The organism is Mesorhizobium sp. WSM4840, from assembly GCF_055811755.1.
The window spans coordinates 267,058-287,224 of record NZ_JBVVQD010000005.1 but is presented as its reverse complement, the minus strand read 5'-3'; the positions used below and the strand labels follow the sequence as shown (position 1 = coordinate 287,224).

The 20,167-nt window shown below is 61.9% G+C and carries 17 protein-coding genes; 9 read left to right on the top strand and 8 right to left on the bottom strand.

The features are described from left to right. Positions 1 to 234 precede the first annotated feature (234 nt). Positions 235 to 678 carry an SRPBCC family protein gene (locus AC0L3I_RS10410; RefSeq protein ID WP_473487095.1) on the top strand — a complete coding sequence of 148 codons (444 nt, stop codon included), beginning with the start codon at positions 235 to 237 and terminating at the stop codon, positions 676 to 678. A 76-nt stretch (positions 679 to 754) separates the two neighbouring features. Here the strand turns inward: AC0L3I_RS10410 and AC0L3I_RS10405 are convergent, their stop codons facing one another. Next, the gene (locus AC0L3I_RS10405; RefSeq protein WP_473526808.1) at positions 755 to 7,312 is read right to left on the bottom strand and encodes a kinesin; all 6,558 of its coding nucleotides are present in this window, start codon (positions 7,310 to 7,312) and stop codon (positions 755 to 757) included. A gap of 271 nt (positions 7,313 to 7,583) precedes the next feature. Here AC0L3I_RS10405 and AC0L3I_RS10400 point away from each other — a divergent pair, with 271 nt between their 5' ends. The 3 genes from AC0L3I_RS10400 (at position 7,584) to AC0L3I_RS10390 (ending at position 9,609) form a co-directional block, all read left to right on the top strand. Beyond that, the gene (locus AC0L3I_RS10400) at positions 7,584 to 7,952 is read left to right on the top strand and encodes an Hpt domain-containing protein (protein ID WP_473487093.1); all 369 of its coding nucleotides are present in this window, start codon (positions 7,584 to 7,586) and stop codon (positions 7,950 to 7,952) included. A gap of 100 nt (positions 7,953 to 8,052) precedes the next feature. Then, positions 8,053 to 8,373, top strand: coding sequence for a 2Fe-2S iron-sulfur cluster-binding protein (locus AC0L3I_RS10395; RefSeq protein ID WP_006334837.1), 321 nt, complete (start codon positions 8,053 to 8,055; stop codon positions 8,371 to 8,373). A 207-nt stretch (positions 8,374 to 8,580) separates the two neighbouring features. Then, positions 8,581 to 9,609 carry an NAD(P)/FAD-dependent oxidoreductase gene (locus AC0L3I_RS10390; RefSeq protein ID WP_473487092.1) on the top strand — a complete coding sequence of 343 codons (1,029 nt, stop codon included), beginning with the start codon at positions 8,581 to 8,583 and terminating at the stop codon, positions 9,607 to 9,609. Between the two features lie 46 nt (positions 9,610 to 9,655). On the opposite strand, the gene AC0L3I_RS10385 is transcribed toward AC0L3I_RS10390, so the two are convergent. Beyond that, complete coding sequence (locus tag AC0L3I_RS10385; RefSeq protein ID WP_123145937.1) at positions 9,656 to 10,273, bottom strand: DUF922 domain-containing Zn-dependent protease; 618 nt, start codon at positions 10,271 to 10,273, stop codon at positions 9,656 to 9,658. Between the two features lie 84 nt (positions 10,274 to 10,357). On the opposite strand from AC0L3I_RS10385, the gene folP reads away from it, so the two are divergent. From folP to folK, 3 genes are all read left to right on the top strand, one after another. Next, positions 10,358 to 11,200 carry a dihydropteroate synthase gene (gene folP / locus AC0L3I_RS10380; protein WP_473526807.1) on the top strand — a complete coding sequence of 281 codons (843 nt, stop codon included), beginning with the start codon at positions 10,358 to 10,360 and terminating at the stop codon, positions 11,198 to 11,200. A 110-nt stretch (positions 11,201 to 11,310) separates the two neighbouring features. Further along, the gene (gene folB / locus AC0L3I_RS10375) at positions 11,311 to 11,670 is read left to right on the top strand and encodes a dihydroneopterin aldolase (protein ID WP_123145775.1); all 360 of its coding nucleotides are present in this window, start codon (positions 11,311 to 11,313) and stop codon (positions 11,668 to 11,670) included. Then, positions 11,654 to 12,166 (top strand): 2-amino-4-hydroxy-6-hydroxymethyldihydropteridine diphosphokinase, encoded by a 513-nt coding sequence (gene folK, locus AC0L3I_RS10370; protein ID WP_473487090.1) that lies wholly within the window; start codon positions 11,654 to 11,656, stop codon positions 12,164 to 12,166. Before folB ends, folK begins: the two co-directional genes overlap by 17 nt. 103 nt (positions 12,167 to 12,269) lie before the next feature. Here folK and AC0L3I_RS10365 read toward each other — a convergent pair whose 3' ends face one another. Both AC0L3I_RS10365 and AC0L3I_RS10360 read right to left on the bottom strand, forming a co-directional pair. Next, positions 12,270 to 12,818: a DUF924 family protein gene (locus tag AC0L3I_RS10365; RefSeq protein WP_473526806.1), complete on the bottom strand. Its 549-nt coding sequence runs from the start codon at positions 12,816 to 12,818 to the stop codon at positions 12,270 to 12,272. Beyond that, entirely contained in the window at positions 12,815 to 14,671 is a 1,857-nt protein-coding gene (locus tag AC0L3I_RS10360; RefSeq protein ID WP_473487088.1) for a monovalent cation:proton antiporter-2 (CPA2) family protein, read from the bottom strand. The genes AC0L3I_RS10365 and AC0L3I_RS10360 overlap by 4 nt, the downstream gene beginning before the upstream one ends. 247 nt (positions 14,672 to 14,918) lie before the next feature. Here AC0L3I_RS10360 and AC0L3I_RS10355 point away from each other — a divergent pair, with 247 nt between their 5' ends. Then, complete coding sequence (locus AC0L3I_RS10355; protein ID WP_473526805.1) at positions 14,919 to 15,173, top strand: hypothetical protein; 255 nt, start codon at positions 14,919 to 14,921, stop codon at positions 15,171 to 15,173. Positions 15,174 to 15,267: 94 nt separating this feature from the next. On the opposite strand, the gene AC0L3I_RS10350 is transcribed toward AC0L3I_RS10355, so the two are convergent. The 4 genes from AC0L3I_RS10350 to AC0L3I_RS10335 all read right to left on the bottom strand — a co-directional run bounded on the left by AC0L3I_RS10350 (position 15,268) and on the right by AC0L3I_RS10335 (position 19,432). Further along, on the bottom strand, positions 15,268 to 15,822 hold the full coding sequence (locus tag AC0L3I_RS10350; RefSeq protein WP_473526804.1) for a hypothetical protein: 555 nt from the start codon (positions 15,820 to 15,822) through the stop codon (positions 15,268 to 15,270). Between the two features lie 187 nt (positions 15,823 to 16,009). Beyond that, the gene (locus AC0L3I_RS10345) at positions 16,010 to 17,098 is read right to left on the bottom strand and encodes a YcjF family protein (RefSeq protein ID WP_473487084.1); all 1,089 of its coding nucleotides are present in this window, start codon (positions 17,096 to 17,098) and stop codon (positions 16,010 to 16,012) included. Then, positions 17,095 to 18,609, bottom strand: a complete 1,515-nt coding sequence (locus AC0L3I_RS10340; RefSeq protein WP_473526803.1) for a YcjX family GTP-binding protein — start codon at positions 18,607 to 18,609, stop codon at positions 17,095 to 17,097. Before AC0L3I_RS10340 ends, AC0L3I_RS10345 begins: the two co-directional genes overlap by 4 nt. Before the next feature lie 319 nt (positions 18,610 to 18,928). Next, positions 18,929 to 19,432, bottom strand: a complete 504-nt coding sequence (locus AC0L3I_RS10335) for a SixA phosphatase family protein (protein ID WP_123145940.1) — start codon at positions 19,430 to 19,432, stop codon at positions 18,929 to 18,931. A 263-nt stretch (positions 19,433 to 19,695) separates the two neighbouring features. On the opposite strand from AC0L3I_RS10335, the gene dksA reads away from it, so the two are divergent. Continuing rightward, positions 19,696 to 20,112: an RNA polymerase-binding protein DksA gene (gene dksA / locus AC0L3I_RS10330; protein WP_006202025.1), complete on the top strand. Its 417-nt coding sequence runs from the start codon at positions 19,696 to 19,698 to the stop codon at positions 20,110 to 20,112. Positions 20,113 to 20,167: the final 55 nt, after the last annotated feature.

Genomic DNA, 20,167 nt, shown 5'->3' with positions numbered 1-20,167 from the left:
GGAAGTTCTTCTTCAGCCTCAATCGTTACCTCTTTGTTGCCGACAAAGTTGCGGCTGCGTGACTGGGACAGTTCAAGCTGAACTCGGTGGAAGGGCAGAGAAGGGTCGAAAGCGGTCGCAGAGAGCCCTACATGAAGGTCTGCGGCCCCGGTTCCAAAAACCTCAGAACTTGTGTCGGATTGGTCAAGACCGGTTCGTCCTTGGGCATGGAACGACATCACAAGGATAAATGATATGCCCAGTACCGTACGCCTGCACCGCGTTCTGGCAACCAGCCCAGAAAAAGTCTATCGCGCATTCGTTGAGGCGGACGCGCTCGCGAAATGGCTACCGCCCAACGGCTTTACCTGCACGGTTTATCATCTGGAACCCAAAGTCGGCGGCACATTCAAAATGTCGTTCCGCAACTTCACAACGGACAAAAGCCATTCGTTTGGCGGCGAATATGTCGAGCTCGTTCCGGGCGAACGCCTGCGCTATACGGACAAGTTCGACGATCCTAACTTGTCCGGTGAGATGCAGGTGACGGTGATATTGAAGAAAGTATCAGTCGGCACGGAACTGGATATCACGCAGGCAGGTGTTCCGGACGCCATTCCAGCTGAGGCTTGTTATCTCGGTTGGCAGGAGTCGCTGCGAAACCTGGCAAGGCTCGTCGAACCGGAGATCAATCAATAGAGCATCATCCCCGAGGACGCGGGACGGCATGAAAAAGGCGGGAAATTTTCCCGCCTTTTCGGTCCCTATCGCCTGATCAATGCAGGCGGCCGCTGGCGTGTGCAAGCATCGTATAGACCTTGCCGGTGTCCGACGTCAGGTAGGTCTGCGCCATCATGTTGTCGCGGTCGTTGCGCGACACGTCCTTGAGCAGTTTTTCGAAATCGTCGCAGTAACGGTCGACGGCGGCGCGGAACTCCGCCTCCATCTGATATTTGCGACGGATCTCGTCGAAAGTCTGCTGACCCTTCAATGTGTAGAGACGCCGCGTGAACACGTCGCGCTCGCCGCGCCGGTAGCGGTCCCACAGCTCGATCGAGGCGTCGTGATCGATGGCGCGGGCGATGTCGACGGAAAGCGAGTTGAGCGACTCCACGACATGAAGCGGCGAGCGCTGGGCAGGGGCCGAGCGTGGCGCTTCCGAAGGTGCCGCGGGCTTGGCGCCCTCTTCGCGCGATGCCCCGGTCAAGAGATCGCGCACCCAGCCGCCCTGCGGCGTACGGCCATTGGGGTCGCGCTGGCGCGGCGCCGTCTCAGCCGGGCGTTCCAGGTCGAGCGTGCCGCGCAGTGCGGTGTCACCCGATGGCGCCTGCGGGCCAAGAGGCTCCGGTTGCGGGCCTGGAGGACGGCCCTGCGGCTCAGCGGCGCGCGCGGCAGGCGCTTGCGGCGCAGGACGCAGGTTGCGCGGCTCCGAGGAGTCGGTGTTGCGGCCCGATTTCGCAACGATATCCGAAAGTTCCTTCAGCGCGTTGATCTGCTCGGAAACGGCGCGGCGGATGGCCGTGGTCGATTCCTTTGCCTCTTCCGGCATCTCGATGACGCCCTTCTTGAGCTCGGCGCGGGTGAGGTCGAGCTCGCTCTTGATCGAGCCGGCGGTGCGCCGCATCTCCTCGGTCGCGTCGGCGAAGCGCTTCGTTGCCGAATCGACGACGTCGGAGATGGCGGTACGGATCTTGTCCGCCGACTCCAGCGTCTTGCCTTCGGCGTTCTGCAACGTCTGGCCGACCAGATCCTCGAACGAGCGCATGACCTTTTCGAGATCCTCCGACTTCTTGACCAGGCCGACGGCGAGGTCCTCCAGCGACGATTGCCTTTCCAGCGTGTGTTCGAGGTTGCTCTGGGCCGAGCTCAACAGATCCGAAGCACTGGACAGCAATCGGCTGTGCTCGTCGAACTTGGTGGCGATCGAGGCAACCTCGCGCAAGGTCGCGGATGACAGCTCGGTAAGCCGTGTCGTGTTCGAATCGACCAGGCGTGCCGAACTGGCGAAGGTCTGCGCGGCTTTTTCCGTCGTCGCCGCAAAGCTTTGCGTGCTGCCGGTCAGGCGTTCGTCGACTTGGCCGAGATTGGCCGCCGCCTGCTCGATCAACTGACCGAGCTGCGAGCTCGAGGTGCTCATGCGGCCGATGAGATCGGCGACACTGTCGGCGAGCGTCGAGCGCGCGCCTTCGACGGCCGACAATGTTTCGGCCGTGCGGCTGGCGAGCGCATTGACGAGGGTGGCGTTTTCACTGCGCAGCTTCTCGGTGGCGCGTTCGGTCACCTCTTCCATGCTCTTTTGCAGTTCCGAGCCGCCCAGGGCGAAGCGCTCGACCAGCGGCCGTGCCGTTTCGTCGAGGATTTTCGAGATCTCGGCCGAACGTGCCGCAAGCATGGTGTTGAGCTCGCGGGTGTTAGTGCCGATGGTCTTCGCCGCGTCGTTGGTGCTCTGGCCGATATGCTGGCCGACCGCAGTGAAGGTTTCGGCGATCGAGTTGGCACGCGAAATAAGTTGCGCCTCAGCGGTCGAAACCTGCTCGTTGAGCTTCTGGCCTATCGTTTCGGTGGTGTAGACGAGACGGTTTTCGACGCCGGCAACCTGCTCCTCGACGCGAGCCGCCGCAGCCGCCGCGCTGGATGCCAGGCGCTCGTCGGCGCCGGCGAGCGCCTGCTCGATTTCACGGGCGTGGACGGCCAGTTCCTGACCGGTCTGCCTCGCACGTTCGGCAACCCGCTGCTCGGTGCTGGCAAACGCCCCGACGATGCTGTCGGCATGTTCTCCGATCGTCGACGTGCTGTCGGTGATGCGGGAAACCAGACGGTGATCCGCCTCGTCGAAGATACGGCCGATCTCGGATGCTCGGGCCGCCAGCGCCTCCGAACCTTCGGCGATGCGCGAGATCAGCTGCTGGTCGGCGGCATCGAAAATGCGGCCAAGGTCCGATGCCCGCGCTGCTAGCGCTTCGGCCGATTCGCCGATGCGCACGCCGAGCCGTTCGTCGGCGCCTTCGAAATTGCGCAGGATGTCGCCGGCGCGTGCCGCCAGCGACTGCGCCGTTTCGACCGCGCGGGCAACCAGCTTCTGGTCCGCCGCATCGAATGTACCGGCGATCTCGCTGGCGCGAGCGGCCAGCTGGTCGGCTGTTTCCTGGGCGCGCGTCAGCAAGGAGTTCGATGTGTCGTCGACACGGGCCATGATTGCGCTGGATGTATCCTCGGCGCGGGCAATGAGCGTGCTCGACGTGTCTTCGGCACGTGCGGCGAGGCGGCGGTCCGCCTCCTCGAAGGTGCGGGCGATATCCTCCGCCCTGGCGAGCAAGGCGGCCGAGGTCTGCTCGGCACGTTCGGCGATCTTGCGATCGGCGTCGCTGAACGCCGCGCCTGCCTGCTCATGCAGCGCGCTGGTGACTTCCATGACCTTTTCACGCAGCGCTCCCGCAACGAAGACGGCGCTCTTTTCGAGCACGCTGCGGACGTTGTCGACACCGGTCGACAGCGCGCGCTCCATGGTTGCGGCGCGCTCCTCAATGATGCCGGTCTGGCGGCTGAACGCCTGCTCGATCTTTTCGACGTCTGCGGCAATGGCGTCCGAGATATCGGTGCTTCTGGCGGCGATCTGGTCGATATGGCCGGACAGGGAACGGTCGACTTCCTTGCGCGTATCGGCGAGCTTGGAGAGATCGTCCTCCAGCGCACGGGTCAGCGCGTCGCGGCCTTCGCCCAGTTTGCCGACATGCCCGGCGATGATGTCGTCCACCTCGCTGCGGCTCGTCGCAATTTTCTGCAGGTCTGCTTCCAGCGCACGTCTGAGGATGTCGCGGCCCTCGGCCAGTTTCTCGACTTGGCCGGCAACCAGCCCGTCGATGCTCGACCGGCTTTCCGCCAGTTTGGCGAGGTCGTCTTCAAGCGCCTTGGACAGGATCGAGCGGTCCTGGATGAGCTTCTCGGCATGGCTGTTTACAAGACCGTTGACGCTGCCGAGATCGGCTTCCAGCGCCTGCGCAAACTGTGCGCGATTGTCGGTCAGCTGCTGGGACTGGTCGGCGACGACACTCTTGATGGTGTGGAGGTCTGCTTCCAGCGCACGTCTGAGGATGTCGCGGCCTTCGGCCAGCTTCTCGACCTGGCCGGCAACCAGCCCGTCGATGCTCGACCGGCTTTCCGCCAGCTTGGCGAGGTCGTCTTCAAGCGCCTTGGACAGGATCGAGCGGTCCTGGATGAGCTTCTCGGCATGGGTGTTTACAAGACCGTTGACGCTGCCGAGATCGGCTTCCAGCGCCTGCGCAAACTGTGCGCGATTGTCAGTCAGCTGCTGGGACTGGTCGGCGACGACACTCTTGATGGTATTGAGGTCTGCTTCCAGCGCACGTCTGAGGATGTCGCGGCCTTCGGCCAGCTTCTCGACCTGGCCGGTAACCAGACCATCGATGCTCGACCGGCTTTCCGCCAGCTTGGCGAGGTCGTCCTCAAGCGCCTTGGACAGGGTCGAGCGGTCTTCCGCCAGCTTTTCGGACTGGCCTGCTATGACGTCATTGATCGTATTGAGATCGGATTCCAGCGCGCGCTTGAGGATGTCGCGGCCCTCTGCCAGCTTCTCGACCTGGCCGGTAACCAGACCATCGATGCTCGACCGGCTTTCGGCCAGTTTGGCGAGGTCGTCTTCGAGCGCCTTCGACAGGATTGAACGGTCCTCGGCGAGCCTGTTCATGTGATCGGAGATAAGGCCATTCACGCTCTGCAGGTCGGTTTCCAACGCCTTGGAGAGCTGACCACGATCTTCCGCCAGCTTTTCGGACTGGCCTGATATGACGTCCTTGATCGTGTTGAGATCGGATTCCAGCGCGCGCTTGAGGATATCGCGGCCTTCGGCCAGTTTCTCGACCTGACCGGCGACCAGCCCGTCGATGCTCGATCGGCTTTCCGCCAATTTGGCGAGGTCTGCCTCGAGCGTCTGCGAAAGCAGGCTGCGATCGTCGGCGAGCCTGCCCGAATGGTTCTCGATCAAGCCTCGGATGTCGGACAGGTCGCCTTCAAGCGAGCGCGAAAGCAGGCTGCGGTCTTCCGCCAGTTTGGCGGAATGGCCCTCGATAAGATCCTTGATGCCGACAATGTCGGTTTCCAACGCCTTGGCGAGTATGGCGCGACCTTCGGCGATCTTCTCGACCTGACCGGCGACCAGTCCGTCGATGCTGGCGCGACTGTCGGCCAGCTTGCCGAGATCGGCCTCGAGGGCGCGTGAAAGAATGCTGCGGCCTTCGGCGAGCTTGCCAACATGGCCGGCAACCATTTCGTCAATGATCGTACGGGCTTGTACAAGTTTTCCGGAGTCTTCGTTCAATGCTTGTGAAAGCCTGTTGCGGCCCTCTTCGAGCCTTTCGAGATGGCTGCCGAGCGAAGCATCGATGGCGGCGCTTGACTCGTTGACCTTGCGCAGATCCTCTTCGAGGGCGCGCGAGATCAGGTTGCGGCCTTCGGCAAGCTTCTGCACCTGGTCGGTGACGGCCGCGTCGATGCCGGCGCGGCTTTCGGCGAATTTCGCAAGATCGGCCTGCATTGCCGCCGCCATGCGTTCGCGGCTTTCGGAAAGCTTGCGGCTGTGGTTCTCGACGGCTTCTTCGATGCCGACGCGGGCATCGGCAAGCCGCTGGATGTCGGCGTCGAAGGAGCGCGACACCACATGACGGGCCGCTTCCATGCGCCCGGCGAAATCGCCTGCGCGTGCTTCGAGCATGGACGAAGTCGACGAGACAATATCGGCCATGTCGGCGCCGATCTGGGTCTTGCCCTGATCGATCATCGCCGACAGCGTCTCCTTACTCTCCTGGAAGGTATGGGCGATTTCGCGCGCGCGCTCGACCAGCGTCTCGTTGATCTGGCGTGCGCGGGCCTCGAGTGCGGCGTTGAGCTTCTGGGTGCCGGTGTCGAGCGCTTCGGCGCGGGTCTGGAATTCACTGATCAGCGCTTGGCCGCGTTCGGCCAGCGTCCGCTCGATGCCGTCAAGGCTGGCTTCAAATTCGGAGTTGAGCGTGCGCGCGGCGCCGCCGAGCAGCGATACCATGCCGGAGGTCCGATCGTCGAGCAGATCGGTCAGCGACCGGGTGAGGCCGTCGGTCGTGTCCGTCAGCTTGGCGATGCGTGTATCGAGAAGACTGGCGAAGGCTTCGCCGGAGGTCGACAGCCGGTCCGTGATCGACTCGAGCCGGCCTTCCACCGAATCGAAGATCGACAACGAGCTTTGGTTGATCCTGTCGATCAGCGTGTCGCCGGAATTGGTGATGGTCATCGACAGGTTGGTCGAGGCGTTGAGAATGCTGTCGCGAATGATGTCGCTGGCAGCCCCGATTTCGTCCTTCAGCGTCTCATGCGCGCCGGTGATCGAGGCGCGCACGCGTTCGGCGTGAGTGACCACCGCTTCGCGCTCGCTGCCCAGCCCGTCGACAAGCGAGCGGATGCGCGATTCATTCTCCGAGTAGGAGCGTTCGATCTGGTTCACCTCGCTGTGGACCAGGGTTTCGAGCTCGACGGCACGCGCAAGCGTGCGCTCGATGCCTTCACCCATGGCCGCCACCTCGCGGCGGACGGCTTGCCCGATCATCATGACGCGATCCTGGGCAATATTTTCCGGCTCGGTCAGGCGGAAGGCCACTTCCGTCATCGACTGAGCCGCGATGCGCATTTCCTGCGCGCGGCGGATCATGGCTGCAAACGCCCAGAACAGGAGGACGGGCAGGATCGCAGCGATCGCCAGGCCGATCAGTTCGGGACGGGCGAAGAACTGGCCGGGCGTGCGGATTTGCCAGATGCCTGGTCCAAACAGCAGGTTGGCCAATGCACCGGCGCCCGCGATCCAGGCAAGCGAAACGAGCGCCACGATCCAGTAGATCGTGTTCGAGGCACGCCGATTGAGGGTGTGCAGCAGCGTTTTGTAGTCTTTTTGACGCGGGTCATTGGCTGGCGTGAAACCGGCCGGCTGGCCATTGCGCGTTTCCAAAGAGCGCAGTTCAGCCGGCTTGGCCATTGCCGCGGGCTTTGCTTTCTGGTCCTGGTTGGCAGGCTCCGTCTGTAGGCTCCAGTTGGCGGGCTCGGCATTCTGTCCCTGGTCGGCGATAGGCTCGGCATTCTGGCTCTGGTCGGCGACAGGTTCGGCATTCTGGTTACGGCCTTCGCGGGCCAACTCGTCGGCAGCCTGCGATATCTGCGCTTCCAGATCTTCCATCGACGCTGCGATGTCGAGGTCGCCGCCGGCATCGCCGCTCAGATCGATATCAAGTGCTTTTTCGAGTTCCCTGGCTACGTCGTTGTCGAGCGTTCTTGTCGTCGATGTTTTCTTCGCCATGCCTTCGCTACCCTGTACAAGCTGCCGCGGGACTTATTGATTCTGCTTGTCGTGTCCCACGCAAGAGGCTGAAAATGGACCTGTCGTATCGTAATGACACACCGGGGTAAAGAAAACATGCATTCGGCGCGATACGTAAAACTTTAAATATAAGGTTAACAGAACTGTGATTCCGGCGCCGTTATCGCAACATTTTTCCGGGCCAATCATTAACCCGTCGTCCACAGGATGGGCCTATTTTTTGCGGCTGGAAGAACGGAGTTGCAGATTCATGCGTGGCGAAAACGGCATTGCCTTCTCGATGCCCGGCGGCGACGTGTCGGGAACGGCCGGGTCGCGGCCGGTGGACCTGGCGCACCTGGCGCGCCAGACGATGGGCGACCGCAGCCTCGAGCAGGAGGTGCTGGCGCTGTTCGTACAGCAGGCGCTGTCGGTTCGCGACAGGATCGTCGACGCCGATGTGAGGCAAAGACTGCTTCTGGCGCACGGGCTGAAAGGTTCGGCGCGCGGCGTCGGCGCCTTCGCTATTGCCGATTGCGCCAGCGCGATCGAACTTCAACCTGAAGATATCAATACCCTCAAGCGGCTTGGCGCCCTGATCGAAGAAGTCCGCGATTTCGTCGCCGCCATCAGCCGTTAAACCGATTTCCGAAAAAAACGGCATAGAGCGCCGCTTTCGCGCGGCAGTTGACTTGTCTGCCGGAGTGATTATCTCGGCTGGGACTCCCTTCAGGTGACAAATGACCAAGCTGACCTTCATCGCCCATGACGGCACACATTTTGACGTGGATGCCGAAAACGGCTCGACCGTCATGGAGAACGCGATCCGCAACGCTGTGCCGGGGATCGAGGCCGAATGTGGTGGCGCCTGCGCCTGCGCGACCTGCCACGTCTATGTCGACGAGGCATGGACGGCGGAAGTCGGCGAGCCGGAAGCGATGGAGGAGGACATGCTGGACTTCGCCTACGACGTCCAGCCGAACTCACGGCTTTCCTGTCAGATCAAGGTGCGCGACGCTCTCGACGGGCTGGTTGTGCGCGTGCCCGCCCGCCAAGGCTGAAGCGTGAAGGCTGAAGCGCTAGATATAGCCGATTTTTCCGGCTCCGGCTTGGCAGCGGGCCAATGGTCATGCAGTGTCGCGCCGTTCTCTACAGCGCCGCGCGTTCTCTCGGACGCGCAAAGGACGCTGTAGCACCGTGATTTGGCGCATGATCCCCAGCAAAAATCGATTTCGATTTTTGCGGTCGTGCGCATCGAAGGCGCATTCATGACCGATATCACCAAGACGGACGTATTGATTGTCGGGACGGGGCCTGTCGGCCTGTTCGCCGTGTTCGAACTCGGCCTCTTCGACATGAAATGCCATCTGATCGACATACTCGATCGGCCCGGCGGGCAATGCGCCGAACTCTATCCGGAAAAGCCGATCTACGACATTCCCGGCTGGCAATCGATTTCGGCGCAGGGCCTAGTCGACAGACTGCTTGAGCAGATCGCGCCGTTCAAGCCCGACTTCACCTTCAACCGCATGGTCTCAAGCCTCGAAAAGCTCGAGGACGGCAGCTTTCGCGTGATCACCGACGAGAACGAGGTGTTTGAAGCCAAAGTTGTGGTTATCGCCGCCGGCGGCGGCTCGTTCCAGCCGAAGCGGCCGCCGATCCCGGGCATCGAGCTTTATGAGGGCAAGAGCGTCTTCTACTCGGTTCGCCGGATGGAGGAATTTCGCGGCCACGACCTCATCATCGTCGGTGGCGGCGATTCGGCGCTCGACTGGACGCTGAACCTGCAGCCTGTGGCCAAGAGCGTGACGCTGGTCCACCGCCGGCCGGAGTTTCGCGCGGCGCCCGACAGCGTCAACAAGATGTACGCCATGCAGGAGATGAAGGAACTGGATTTCCAGGTCGGGCAGGTGACGGGATTGTCCGGCGCCGACGGCCAGCTTTCCTCCGCGACCATCAAAGGCCCCAGCGGCGATATCGAGGTGCCGTGCACGCGGATGCTGCCGTTCTTCGGCCTGACCATGAAGCTCGGACCGATCGCCGAGTGGGGGCTCAATCTTCATGAGAACATGATCCCGGTCGACACCGAGAAATTCCAGACGTCGGTACCGGGCATCTTCGCCGTCGGCGACATCAACTGGTACCCCGGCAAGCTGAAGCTGATCCTGTCGGGCTTCCATGAGGTCGCCCTGATGGCGCAGGCAGCCAAGCGCATCGTCAGCCCCGGCGAGCGCATCGTATTCCAGTATACGACGTCGTCGACCAGCTTACAGAAGAAGCTCGGCGTCGCCGGCTGACGCCCACTCTTACTCCACGAGAATCGATCTTATCATCTGGCCTGAGCTAACCCGGCAGCCGGCCGTTCTCGATGCGCTCCATGCGATAGCGCAGCAGCCGCAGGATACGGCTTTCGAAATTGATTGTCTCGACGCGATCGAATTGCATCTGGGCCTGGTCGTGCTTGGCAAGAATAGCGGCGGCGACTTCCGCGGCCTTGGCCTTGGCCTCCTGGCAAGTCTTCTGCGGATAGGTCGCCTTCAGCGCATCCTCGAGGTCGCGGGCATGGTTCTTGGCGATCTCGACATGGCGGTCCTCATGGCGCTTGATGTCGGCGGACAATGTATCCCAAAACAGCCTTACGCCCGCATCAGCCTTGCGCGAGCGGCGCCACTCGGGAAGGATCACCTTGACCTTGAGAGTGACGTCGGCGTCAGCAATCGCGCAGGAATTCGATTTTTCCGCATAGCTGACGCGGGTGGTGAACGCCATCTGCGTGGCGCCTGGATGCCGCATCCCGGTGCTTTTCACCTGAGGTCCAAGTTTCGTAAGCTGGGATCCGATATCATCGAGCGTTCTGCCGCCGATGCTGAAGTAGCTATATGTCTTTACCAAACTCGCCGTGCCCGCCGGCAAGGCAGAAAAAGCGAGCATCAGGGCGCAAAGCAGTGATCGTTTCATCATGTTGCCTCTTTGCCTACCATGCGCTACGGCCGCTGCCGGCGCAACGGAATTGATCTTTGGCGGATCACACATGATTGATGGACAATGACGACACGGCGATGGCAACTGGCGCATGGGCGTCATCTCGACCTTGGCGGCAAGGCGGTGATCGTCGGTATCCTCAATGTCACGCCGGACAGTTTTTCCGACGGGGGACTGTTCGTTGCGCCCGAACAGGCGATGGCCCAGGCCCGCCGGATGGTGGAAGAGGGCGCCTCCGTCATTGACGTCGGTGGAGAATCGACACGTCCCGGCGCATCTCCGGTAGCCGTCGAGGAAGAGCAGGCCCGCGTGCTGCCTGTCATCGAGGCGCTCGCCAGGCTTGGCAAGGCGCTGATTTCGGTCGACACCTATCGCGAGGACACTGCCCGGCTTGCCGTCGCTGCCGGCGCCCATATCGTCAACGATGTCTGGGGCCTGCAGCGCGAACCGGGCGTCGCGCGGGTCGCTGCCGAGACCGGCGCCGGGCTGGTCATCATGCACACCGGACGTGACAGGCAAAAACTGCCCGACGTGATCGAGGATCAGTTTTCCTTCCTCAGCAAGTCACTGGAAATCGCCCGGCGAAGCGGCGTTGTCGACGACCAAATCGTGCTCGATCCGGGCTTTGGCTTCGCCAAGGAAACAGCGGAGGAAAATCTCGACCTGATGGCACGGTTTTCCGAACTCGATGCCTTGGGCTTTCCACTGATGGCGGGTACGTCGCGAAAGCGCTTCATCGGCGCCGTCACCGGCCGCGACGCCTCGGCCAGGGGTGCCGGAACGGCGGCGACGAGCGTCATACTGAGGCTCAAGGGCGCGCAGCTTTTTCGCGTCCACGATGTCGCAATCAATGTGGATGCGCTGGCGCTTGCCGATGCTATGCTGGCGCGTGAAACCACCGCATAGGCTCGAAAATCAAAATCGATTTCCGGCAGGATGCGTCGATTTAAGCGTTAGAGCGTAGTTTGTGCGTCCAACTGGACGCACCTCGCTCTAATCGAGCGGGACGCTGAGCGATGTATGTCATACGCATGAAGAACTGCGCTTTCTTCGCCCGGCACGGCGTGCTGGATGAGGAGGAGACGCTCGGCCAGCGCTTCTATGTCGACGCCGCGCTCACCGTCGAACCCGGCCGCGCGCTGGTCGACGATTCCATCGAGGATACCGTCCACTATGGTGTCGCCTTCGGGGTGATCGAAAAGATCATAACCGGGGAGAGGCGTTTTCTGATAGAAGCGCTGGCGCTGGAGGTGGCCCGGGCGCTGACGGCCCGGTTTCCCCAGATCAAAAAGGCCGAGATTACCGTGCGCAAGCCGAACGCTCCGGTGCCCGGTGTGCTCGATCATGTCGAGGTGACCGTTGTCTGGCCCGAATAATACTGTCTACCTCAGCCTTGGCGGCAATCTCGGCGACCCGGCAAGGTCGATGGGCGCGGCGCTGCGCATGCTGGACGCCGACGAGAACGCGCGCGTCGTTGTCGTCTCCTCGCTTTACCGCACGCCGCCCTGGGGCAAGCTCGACCAGCCGGATTTTCTCAATGCGGCTGCCGAAATTTCGACTGTGCTCGCACCACATGCTTTGCTCGATCTCTGCCTCGATGTAGAGCGCAGGCTGAAGCGGGTGCGCGAGGAGCGCTGGGGTCCACGCCTGATCGACATCGACATTCTGGTGTTCGGCGATCGGATTATCCACGAAACCGGGCTGGAAGTGCCACATCCGCGCATGCTGGAGCGCGCTTTCGTTCTGGCGCCGCTGGCCGAGATCGCGCCTGACCTCACCGTCGACGGCAGAAGCGTGGCGGAGCGGCTTGCCGCTCTCGACAGCGCCGGCATCGAGCAATTGCCGTCCGGCCGGGATTGGTGGCTGACCTAAACGGCGTGTTTTCAAATGGAACCGCTGCGCTGCTCTATCTCTTTGTTTACGCATTGGATTTAACCGAAAGCCGCTTCGCACCTTTCGCTCCGATGCACTGAGCTCAGCCGGAAAATCCGCCGCCGTCGAGGAACACCTGTTCCTCCGGCGTCGTCTCGCGGCCAAGCATCCTGTTTCGATGCGGAAAGCGGCCGAAGCGCTGAATGATCTCCAGGTGCTCGACCGCATATTTCAGATAAGATTGGGCTTTGGCGGTAGTGAGGTCCACTGATTTGAGCTGGTCGGCGAGATGCTCCGAATGCTCATAAGGCAGATAGAGGAAGACGCGCAGCTCTTCGTCGAGCGCCAGATCCTGGCCGGCGGCGATCGCCTTCTCGGCAAAATGCCTTGCCAGCGGGTCGGTCGCATACATATGGCCGGTGCCGCGAAAGCAGTTTCGCGGGAACTGGTCGAGCAGGATCATCAGCGCCAGTGAGCCTTCGGCATGCTCCGACCAGTCGTCGCATTCACGCCGCGCGGCAGCGTAGTGCAGGTCGAGAAACCGATTGCGGAACTCCGCGTCGAAGGCGTCATTCTTCTCGAACCGTGCGTCTTCCCCAACGTCACGCCAGAATTTGGTGACGGAGAGCGCGCGCTCGTCCAGTTCGATCATCTGTTTGCTCCAGGTGTTAAATCCGCAGGCTCGGATTTATGCAGAACGCCGGCGGTTTCTTCATTGAGCGCCTGACCGGCGTGGCGTGGCTGGCTGAGCGGTGTCGGAATCGGCGTGCCGATATTGCCCTTGAGGAAGCGCGCTCCGGCGCGAACGCCTTCGGCGAGCTGCAGCTCGAAGCGGGCGGCATCGCGGTGGCGGACGTCCTCGATCACGTCGGCGACTTCCTCCGGGTCGACGCCCAGCGCTTCCAGCGTGGAGCCGCCGAAGACAAGCGCTGATTCGAAGGTTTCGCGAATCTGGAAATCGACGTCGGCACGTATCAACTGGAGTGCGGTTCCGCGGTCGAAAGCGCGTGCCAGCACGGTCAGCAGGGGAAACTCCGCCTTGATGAGCTTTGCGATGCGGACCGCGACATCGGGTTTGTCGACGCAGATCAACACGGCGCGCGCGCGGCCAGCGCCTGCGGCACGCAGAATGTCCAGCCGCGTGCCGTCGCCATAATAGACCTTGAAACCGAAATCGGCCGCCGCCTGGATCATCTCGACCTCATTGTCGATGATCGACACATCGATCCCGCGCAACAGCAGCGGCTGGCTGGCGATCTGGCCGAAGCGGCCGAAGCCGATGATCAGCACGCTGCCGGTAAGGCCATCGGCGATGTCGACGCCTTCGAGCGACTGCTCGTCGCGCGGCGTCAGATACCGCAATGCCAGAATGGCCAGCGGTGTCAGCACCATGGAGATGATGACGATCGCCGTCAGGGTCGCGTTAGCCTGGCTGTCGATGATGCCGACCGCCGCGGCTGCGGAATAGAGAACGAAGGCGAATTCGCCGCCTTGCGCCATGAAGACGGCACGCTCGAGCGCTTCCCGGTGACCGGTCTTGAGGATGCGGGCGACGAGATAGATGCCGATCGCCTTTATCACCATGTAGGCGACGACGTAGATGACGACAATCCGCCAGTTCTCGATGACCACATGCAGGTCGAGCGACATGCCGACAGCGAGGAAGAACAGCCCGAGCAGCACACCGCGGAACGGTTCGACATCGGCCTCGAGCTGATGGCGGAAGGTGGATTCCGACAACAGCACGCCGGCCAGGAAAGCGCCCATCGCCATCGACAGGCCGCTGAGCTGCATGGCAAGCGCCGACCCCAGAACCACCAGAAGGGCGGCTGCGGTCATCACTTCGCGGGCGCGGGCGTCCGCCAGGATGCGAAAGAACGGATTGAGCAGATAGCGCCCGGCCAGCACCAGCCCGACGATGGCGGCAAGGCCGATGCCCACCTCCATCAGCCGCTGCGTCAAGCTCATATCGGCGCCGCCCGGCGCTAGGAAGGCGATCAGGGCCAGCAGCGGCACGATCGCCAGGTCCTCGAGCAGCAGGATGGAGACAATGCGCTGGCCTTTGGGCGCGGCGATCTCACCGCGCTCCTCCAGAAGCTGCATGACGATCGCCGTCGAGGTCAGCACGAAGCCGGCGCCGGCGACGAAGGATTGCGAGACCGGAAAACCTCCCGCCAGTCCGACGCCGGTCAGCAACAGCGCGCACACGCCGACCTGCAATGCCCCAAGGCCAAAGATCTCTCGCCTGAGTCCCCACAGCCGCGACGGTTGCATCTCCAGCCCGATGATGAACAGGAACATGACGACGCCGAGCTCGGCGACGTGAAGAATCGCTTCCGATTCGGAAAAGATGCCGATGCCGAACGGGCCGATGACCACGCCGGCCGCCAGATAGCCGAGAATGGAGCCAAGCCCCACGCGCTTGAAGATCGGTACGGCGACAACACCTGCGGCGAGCAGCGCCACCACGTGGATTAGATCGCTGCCCGCTGCTTCTGCCGCCATGCCTGCCGTTCCGTTCTCTCTAGGGGCCGCCGCACGTGCTGCGGCATCGAGCGGCCAAGATAGGGGCTTCGGCTGAAATCGAACAGTCCGAATCCGGAAACTGGTGCAGCAGCGTTGCAGGCGCGCTCCACAGCTTTATGCACCCGCTGCAATCGGGCGCTAAGGACGCGCGGCTTTGGCCGTGAAGGGCGGACGACGATCAAGTCGGCCGCCTTTTTTGAGGGAGACGACTGACATGTAGATTTTTTTGCTTGTTGCCGTTGGCATCGCGGCACTCGCCGGATCGGCCTGCTCGAAGGCGCCGGACTGCACGACCGAAATGCTGTCCAAGAAAGCTCAGGACATGACTGCAGCCGTTCAGGAGGCCGTTACCAAGGATCCGGCCAAGGCAGCCGACCTCACCGCCAAGGTCCAGGCGGTCATAACCAAGTATCAGGGCACGACGACGGCGGACGAGGCCTGCAAGGCCTATGACGAGTTGATCACCGCCATCAAGGGCTGAGCATCGATCGGAGTTTTGGAGAAAGCGGTGGCGGTGGCTGCCGCTTTTTTGCAACTAGAGTAGAGCGCCGCCTATCGGACGTGCAAAAGGTCGCTCAGTTCGGCGCTATGGAGCCGACTTCGACCGTATCGACGCGCTTCAGCTTCATGCCAATGACCGGCACTAATTGCTGGTCGACGCGCACCGCAACCGTCACCGTCATCGAATTGTCGTTGGGGACAAGAGCCTGCATGACGCCGCGCAACTGGTTGCGGTTGATGGTGAAGACGACCTTGTTGGCGCTGACCACGTTGCCGCCGATAATGTCGAGGCCGGAACCGGCAGCACCGCCCATGAAGCTGCCCTTGTAGCCCTCGCGGCCTTTGTGCTGGATCGTCGCCGACATCTGCTGGGTGAACATGCCGACCCGGCAGCCGCCGTCGAGCGACATGCCGATCTTGCCGTCTGGTGTCGAACCGGTGAAATTGCAGGTGAATTTCGTGCCCTTGTATTTGCCGGCGACGATTTCCCCCGGGCCGACCCATTCGCCTTCCACCGATTGAAAGAACTTCTTGTCCCGTTCTGCTGCAAGGGTCTTTTCGGCCATGCCGGCAGTTGTTGAAACCGCGACCGCCATTGGCAGGACGCTAGACAAGATCACGCTTTTCATCGACGACACCCGGCAACAAAGAGACTGTTTGGAACCCGTCCGACCATGAACAAGATTGGTTAATGCTTCGTCACCGCTAGCGCATGGCTCCGAAAATCGGAAGCGATTTGCGCTGGGATCATGCGCGGATCAAAGTGCTTCAGCGTCCTTTTCGCGCCCACTAGACGTGCGGCGCTGGAGATAGTTGTCAATTGTCGGAAGCCGATGTTTCCTTGTGCTTTTTCGTTGCAAACGATGTCAGCGCGGACAGGAAATCACCCATGCCGGGGCGTCTCGTGGCGCTGAAGGGCAGGGGCCTTGCGGTCTCCATGGCAGCAATGCCGATGCGCGCCGTCATCATGCCGTTGACGACACCTTCGCCAAGCTTGGCCGAGAGCCGAGCAGCGAGGCCATGGCCGACGATCTGCTGAACGAAACTGTCGCCGACGGCAATCGAGCCGGTCACCGCCAGATGAGCGAGAACGCTGCGCGCCAGCCGGAAGAACCCCAGCGTGCCCGGCCGGCCGCCATAAAGTTCCGACAGCCGGCGAATCAGCCGGCCCGCTTCGAACACGACATAGGCGACGTCGACCAGAGCGCGAGGGCTGACCGCCGTCACCAGCGACACACGCTTTGCCGCTTCGAGGATCATCACCTTGGCGCGCGCATCGAGGGGGCCGAGGATTTCGGTCTCGGCCAGGCGCACCAGATTGCCACCGTCGATGATCTCGTCGCGCAAGTCTGCCAACGCACGTCTGCCGGCCGCGGTTTCGGGTTTGGCCGCGACAAAGGCCGAGAGTTCGTCGACCACGGCGCGAGCGGCCTTCGGATCGTCGCGGGCAATGGCGTCGAGTGCCCGCTTCTGTAGCTTTTCGACCTCGGCGAGGCGGGCGATCGCCAGGAATTCGCGGACGAGGATGACCAGAAGCGCCAGCACCGCGATCACGGCCATCCCGGCGGCAAGCCAGCCCAGCCATTCGGCACGTGCGAACAGATCGCGAATCAGCTGATCGGTCCAAAGGCCGAGGGCCAGCGAAACCAGAACGCCCAATGCGCCGAACAACAAGCCACCTGATATCGAACGCTTACGCGGCGCGGTCGCCGGCGGCGGTTCGGCGGCGATAATATCTGGCTCGTCGAAAACGTCGATTTCCGCCGGAGTGACGACGGCAAGATCGGCCTTCGCGGCGCGTGGCCTTCTGGCCGATGGAGCGTCGGGCTGCCGCAAGGCTGCCCGTTCTTTTGGCGCGGCTTCCGGCTCGATGCGAAAAGCCGCCGGCTTGCGGGGCGCGGTCATGCCAGACGATCTCCGATCAGGAACTGCAGGGCGCGGTCGAGCCTGATATGCGGCAGCGACAGCGTGACGCCTTCAGCCGTGCTTTCGAGCTTTGGCGGGCGAAAGCGCACGAAGCGGATTGCCGGGTCATCATTACTTTGTCGACGGTCTGGACTTTGCCGATGGTCTGGGCTCTGCCGATTGTCTGGCCCAGAGACTTCGAACACCGTGTCAATTTTCTCTGGTAAGTCACCGGGAAATATGGCTGTTTCGGTTCTTCCATCAAATGTTTCGCCGTTGATCTTTTCACCTTTCAACGGTGTGCCAATGATGACCGGCAACGTCTCACGGCCTTGCTTGACCGTGCCTTCCCGGGTCGCGCGCACCGCCGCCAGGGCAACTACGTCGACATCGGCGCCGGTGAAATTCGCCCGCGCCACGGCACGGTCGGCGAGCCGCCGCACGATCGCCTGCAGCCGGTCGTGGCTTTCGTGGTGCAGATGGTCCGCCTTCGTCGCCGCTACCAATATGCGGTCGATGCGCCTTGAAAAAAAGTCGGTCAGGAAATTGCCGCGGCCGGGGCGGAAACATGCGAGGATTTCGGTCACAGCACGTTCGAGATCGGCCATGGCGCCGGGGCCCGCGTTCAAGGCCTGCAGGGCGTCTATCACCACGATCTGACGGTCGAGGCGCGTGATGTGCTCCCGGAAGAACGGCTTTACGACATATGTCTTGTAGGCCTCGTAGCGCCGCTCCATCATCGCCTGAAGCGACCCGGAACGCGCCCGCCGCTCACTCAGGCCCGGCAAGGGCGCGAAGGTCAGTGCCGGCGAGCCCTCAAGATCGCCGGGCATCAGGAAACGGCCGGGTGGCAGGGTTGAAAGCGCCCGCTCGTCGAGCTTGCATGCCTTGAGATAAGCGGCGAAGCTGTCGGCGAGGCGGCGCGCCGTCATCTCGTCGGCGTCCGCATTCGGATCGACCGTTGCCGAGAGCGCGCGCCATTCCTGTGAAAGGTCGACGCGCACCGGCAGCACGGCCATCTCGAAGGCTTCGCGTGAGAAATCAGCGTAGGATTTGCCGAGCAGCGGCAGGTCGAGCAGCCATTCGCCGGGATAGTCGACGATATCGACCGACAATCTGCCCGATGAAAACATGCGGCTCCAGCCGGGGGCCGATTCATATTCGATGGTGAGCCTCAGCTCGGAAATGGCACGTGTCGAATCCGGCCACAGGCGGTCGTTGACCAGGGCCGCTACGTGATCCTCGTACTGGAATCGCGGTACGGCGTCATCCGGTTGCTCTTCGAGGAAGGCACGGGCGATGCGTCCCGATTTCTGCGCCGCGAACAGCGGCAAGCGCCCGCCATGGATCAGATTGTGGACAAAGGCTGAGATGAACACTGTCTTGCCTGCGCGGGAAAGGCCAGTGACACCCAGCCGCAGCGATGGCGAAAAAAGCCCGGTAGCACGCCCCGACAGCGTATCCAGGGCAATCTTCGCCTCGTCGGTGAAAGTGGTCAGCGATGATGCCAAAATGCGTCTCTCGGGGCTTCGGTACGACCCGATATAGACGCTGCCGCCTAGTGTGGCGAATCCGAAATTCGCAGTACCTTGGAGCAGCGCAGTGAGCGAATTTCGGATTCTAAGCCACACCAGCAAATCATTGAATTCGCGCATGAACCCGAACCATAGGTTCGGAAAAGATCATGCGCAAAATTGAGTTCTACAGCGTCCTTTGCGCGTCCAGGAGGACGCGCGGCGCTGTAGTATGCTTTTGGATTTGAAGATCCTGAACGCTGATGCCATTGAAGTGGCAGGAACTTCAAATCCACCACGCTAGGTTGAAATGGCGTCAGAGATCGGCCGGCGTCACGAAGGCTTCGAGATAGCCGGTGCCTTGCGCGGCATTGGCAAGACTGCCTGGAAAACGGACGACCGCAAGGCCGGAGGCCGGGAAGCCGTGGTTCAGAATTCCCCTCGCAGCCTCGTCGCCATCGCCCGAAAGCGCGATAGTAAGATCTTCCGTCATCGGGTTGTGGCCGATGACGAGCAGCGAGCCTGGCCCGCCATTGCCGCGGATGATCGAGAGATAACTGGCGGCGTCCTCGCTATAGAGCGTGTCCAAGAACAGGACCCGGCCTGTATCGGTGTGGCCGGCCAGGCCTTCCAGCGTCTGGCGCGCTCGCTTTGCGTTGGAGCAAAGGGTGAGGTCCGGAATGTAGCTGCGGGCCCGCATGGCCGCACCCATGGTTTCGGCGTCGGCGAGGCCGGATGCGTCGAGCGGACGGTCGAAATCGCGCATGCCGGGCAGGGCCCATCCGGCCTTGGCATGCCTCAACAGGTAGAGCTTGCTCACCGGCCCTCGCTTGTGCCAAACACCGAAACTCGTCAAAAGGCGCTGCAGGATTAGCCATGAGAACGGCCTTATGCACAATGGCCGGCACCTTTCAAACCCAACAAATCATACGCGAATTCGGTCGTGCCCTTCATGCGAATGATGCGGCCAATACCGTTTTGCCCGACATTAACAATTGCGTGAAACTGTCGTCGATTACGCTTGTGCAGCATTCGGTCCGCGAATATATAGGCGCCAAAATTGGGGCTGTTTGGGTGAGTCGAATGAACGACATCGTTACTGCCGATTACGTACCCTCCGAAGACGAGCCGTTCATGAACGAACGGCAGAAATCCTACTTTCGCCTGAAGCTCGTCACCTGGAAGAACGACATACTGCGCGAAGCGCGCGAAACTCTCGAAATCCTGCAGCAGGAAAACGCCAACCATCCCGATCTCGCTGATCGCGCCTCTTCGGAAACTGACCGCGCCATCGAACTTCGCGCCCGCGATCGCCAGCGAAAACTCATTTCAAAAATTGATTCCGCGCTTCAGCGCATTGATGAAGGCACTTACGGCTATTGTGAGGAAACCGGCGAGCCCATCGCGCTGAAGCGGCTCGATGCGCGTCCGATCGCGACCTTGTCGATCGAGGCGCAGGAGCGCCACGAGCGCCGCGAGAAGGTCTACCGCGACGACTGAAGCACAGGCGGAGCGCCTAAAAAGCAGCCGATAGCGAATTTTGTCATGGCCGGTC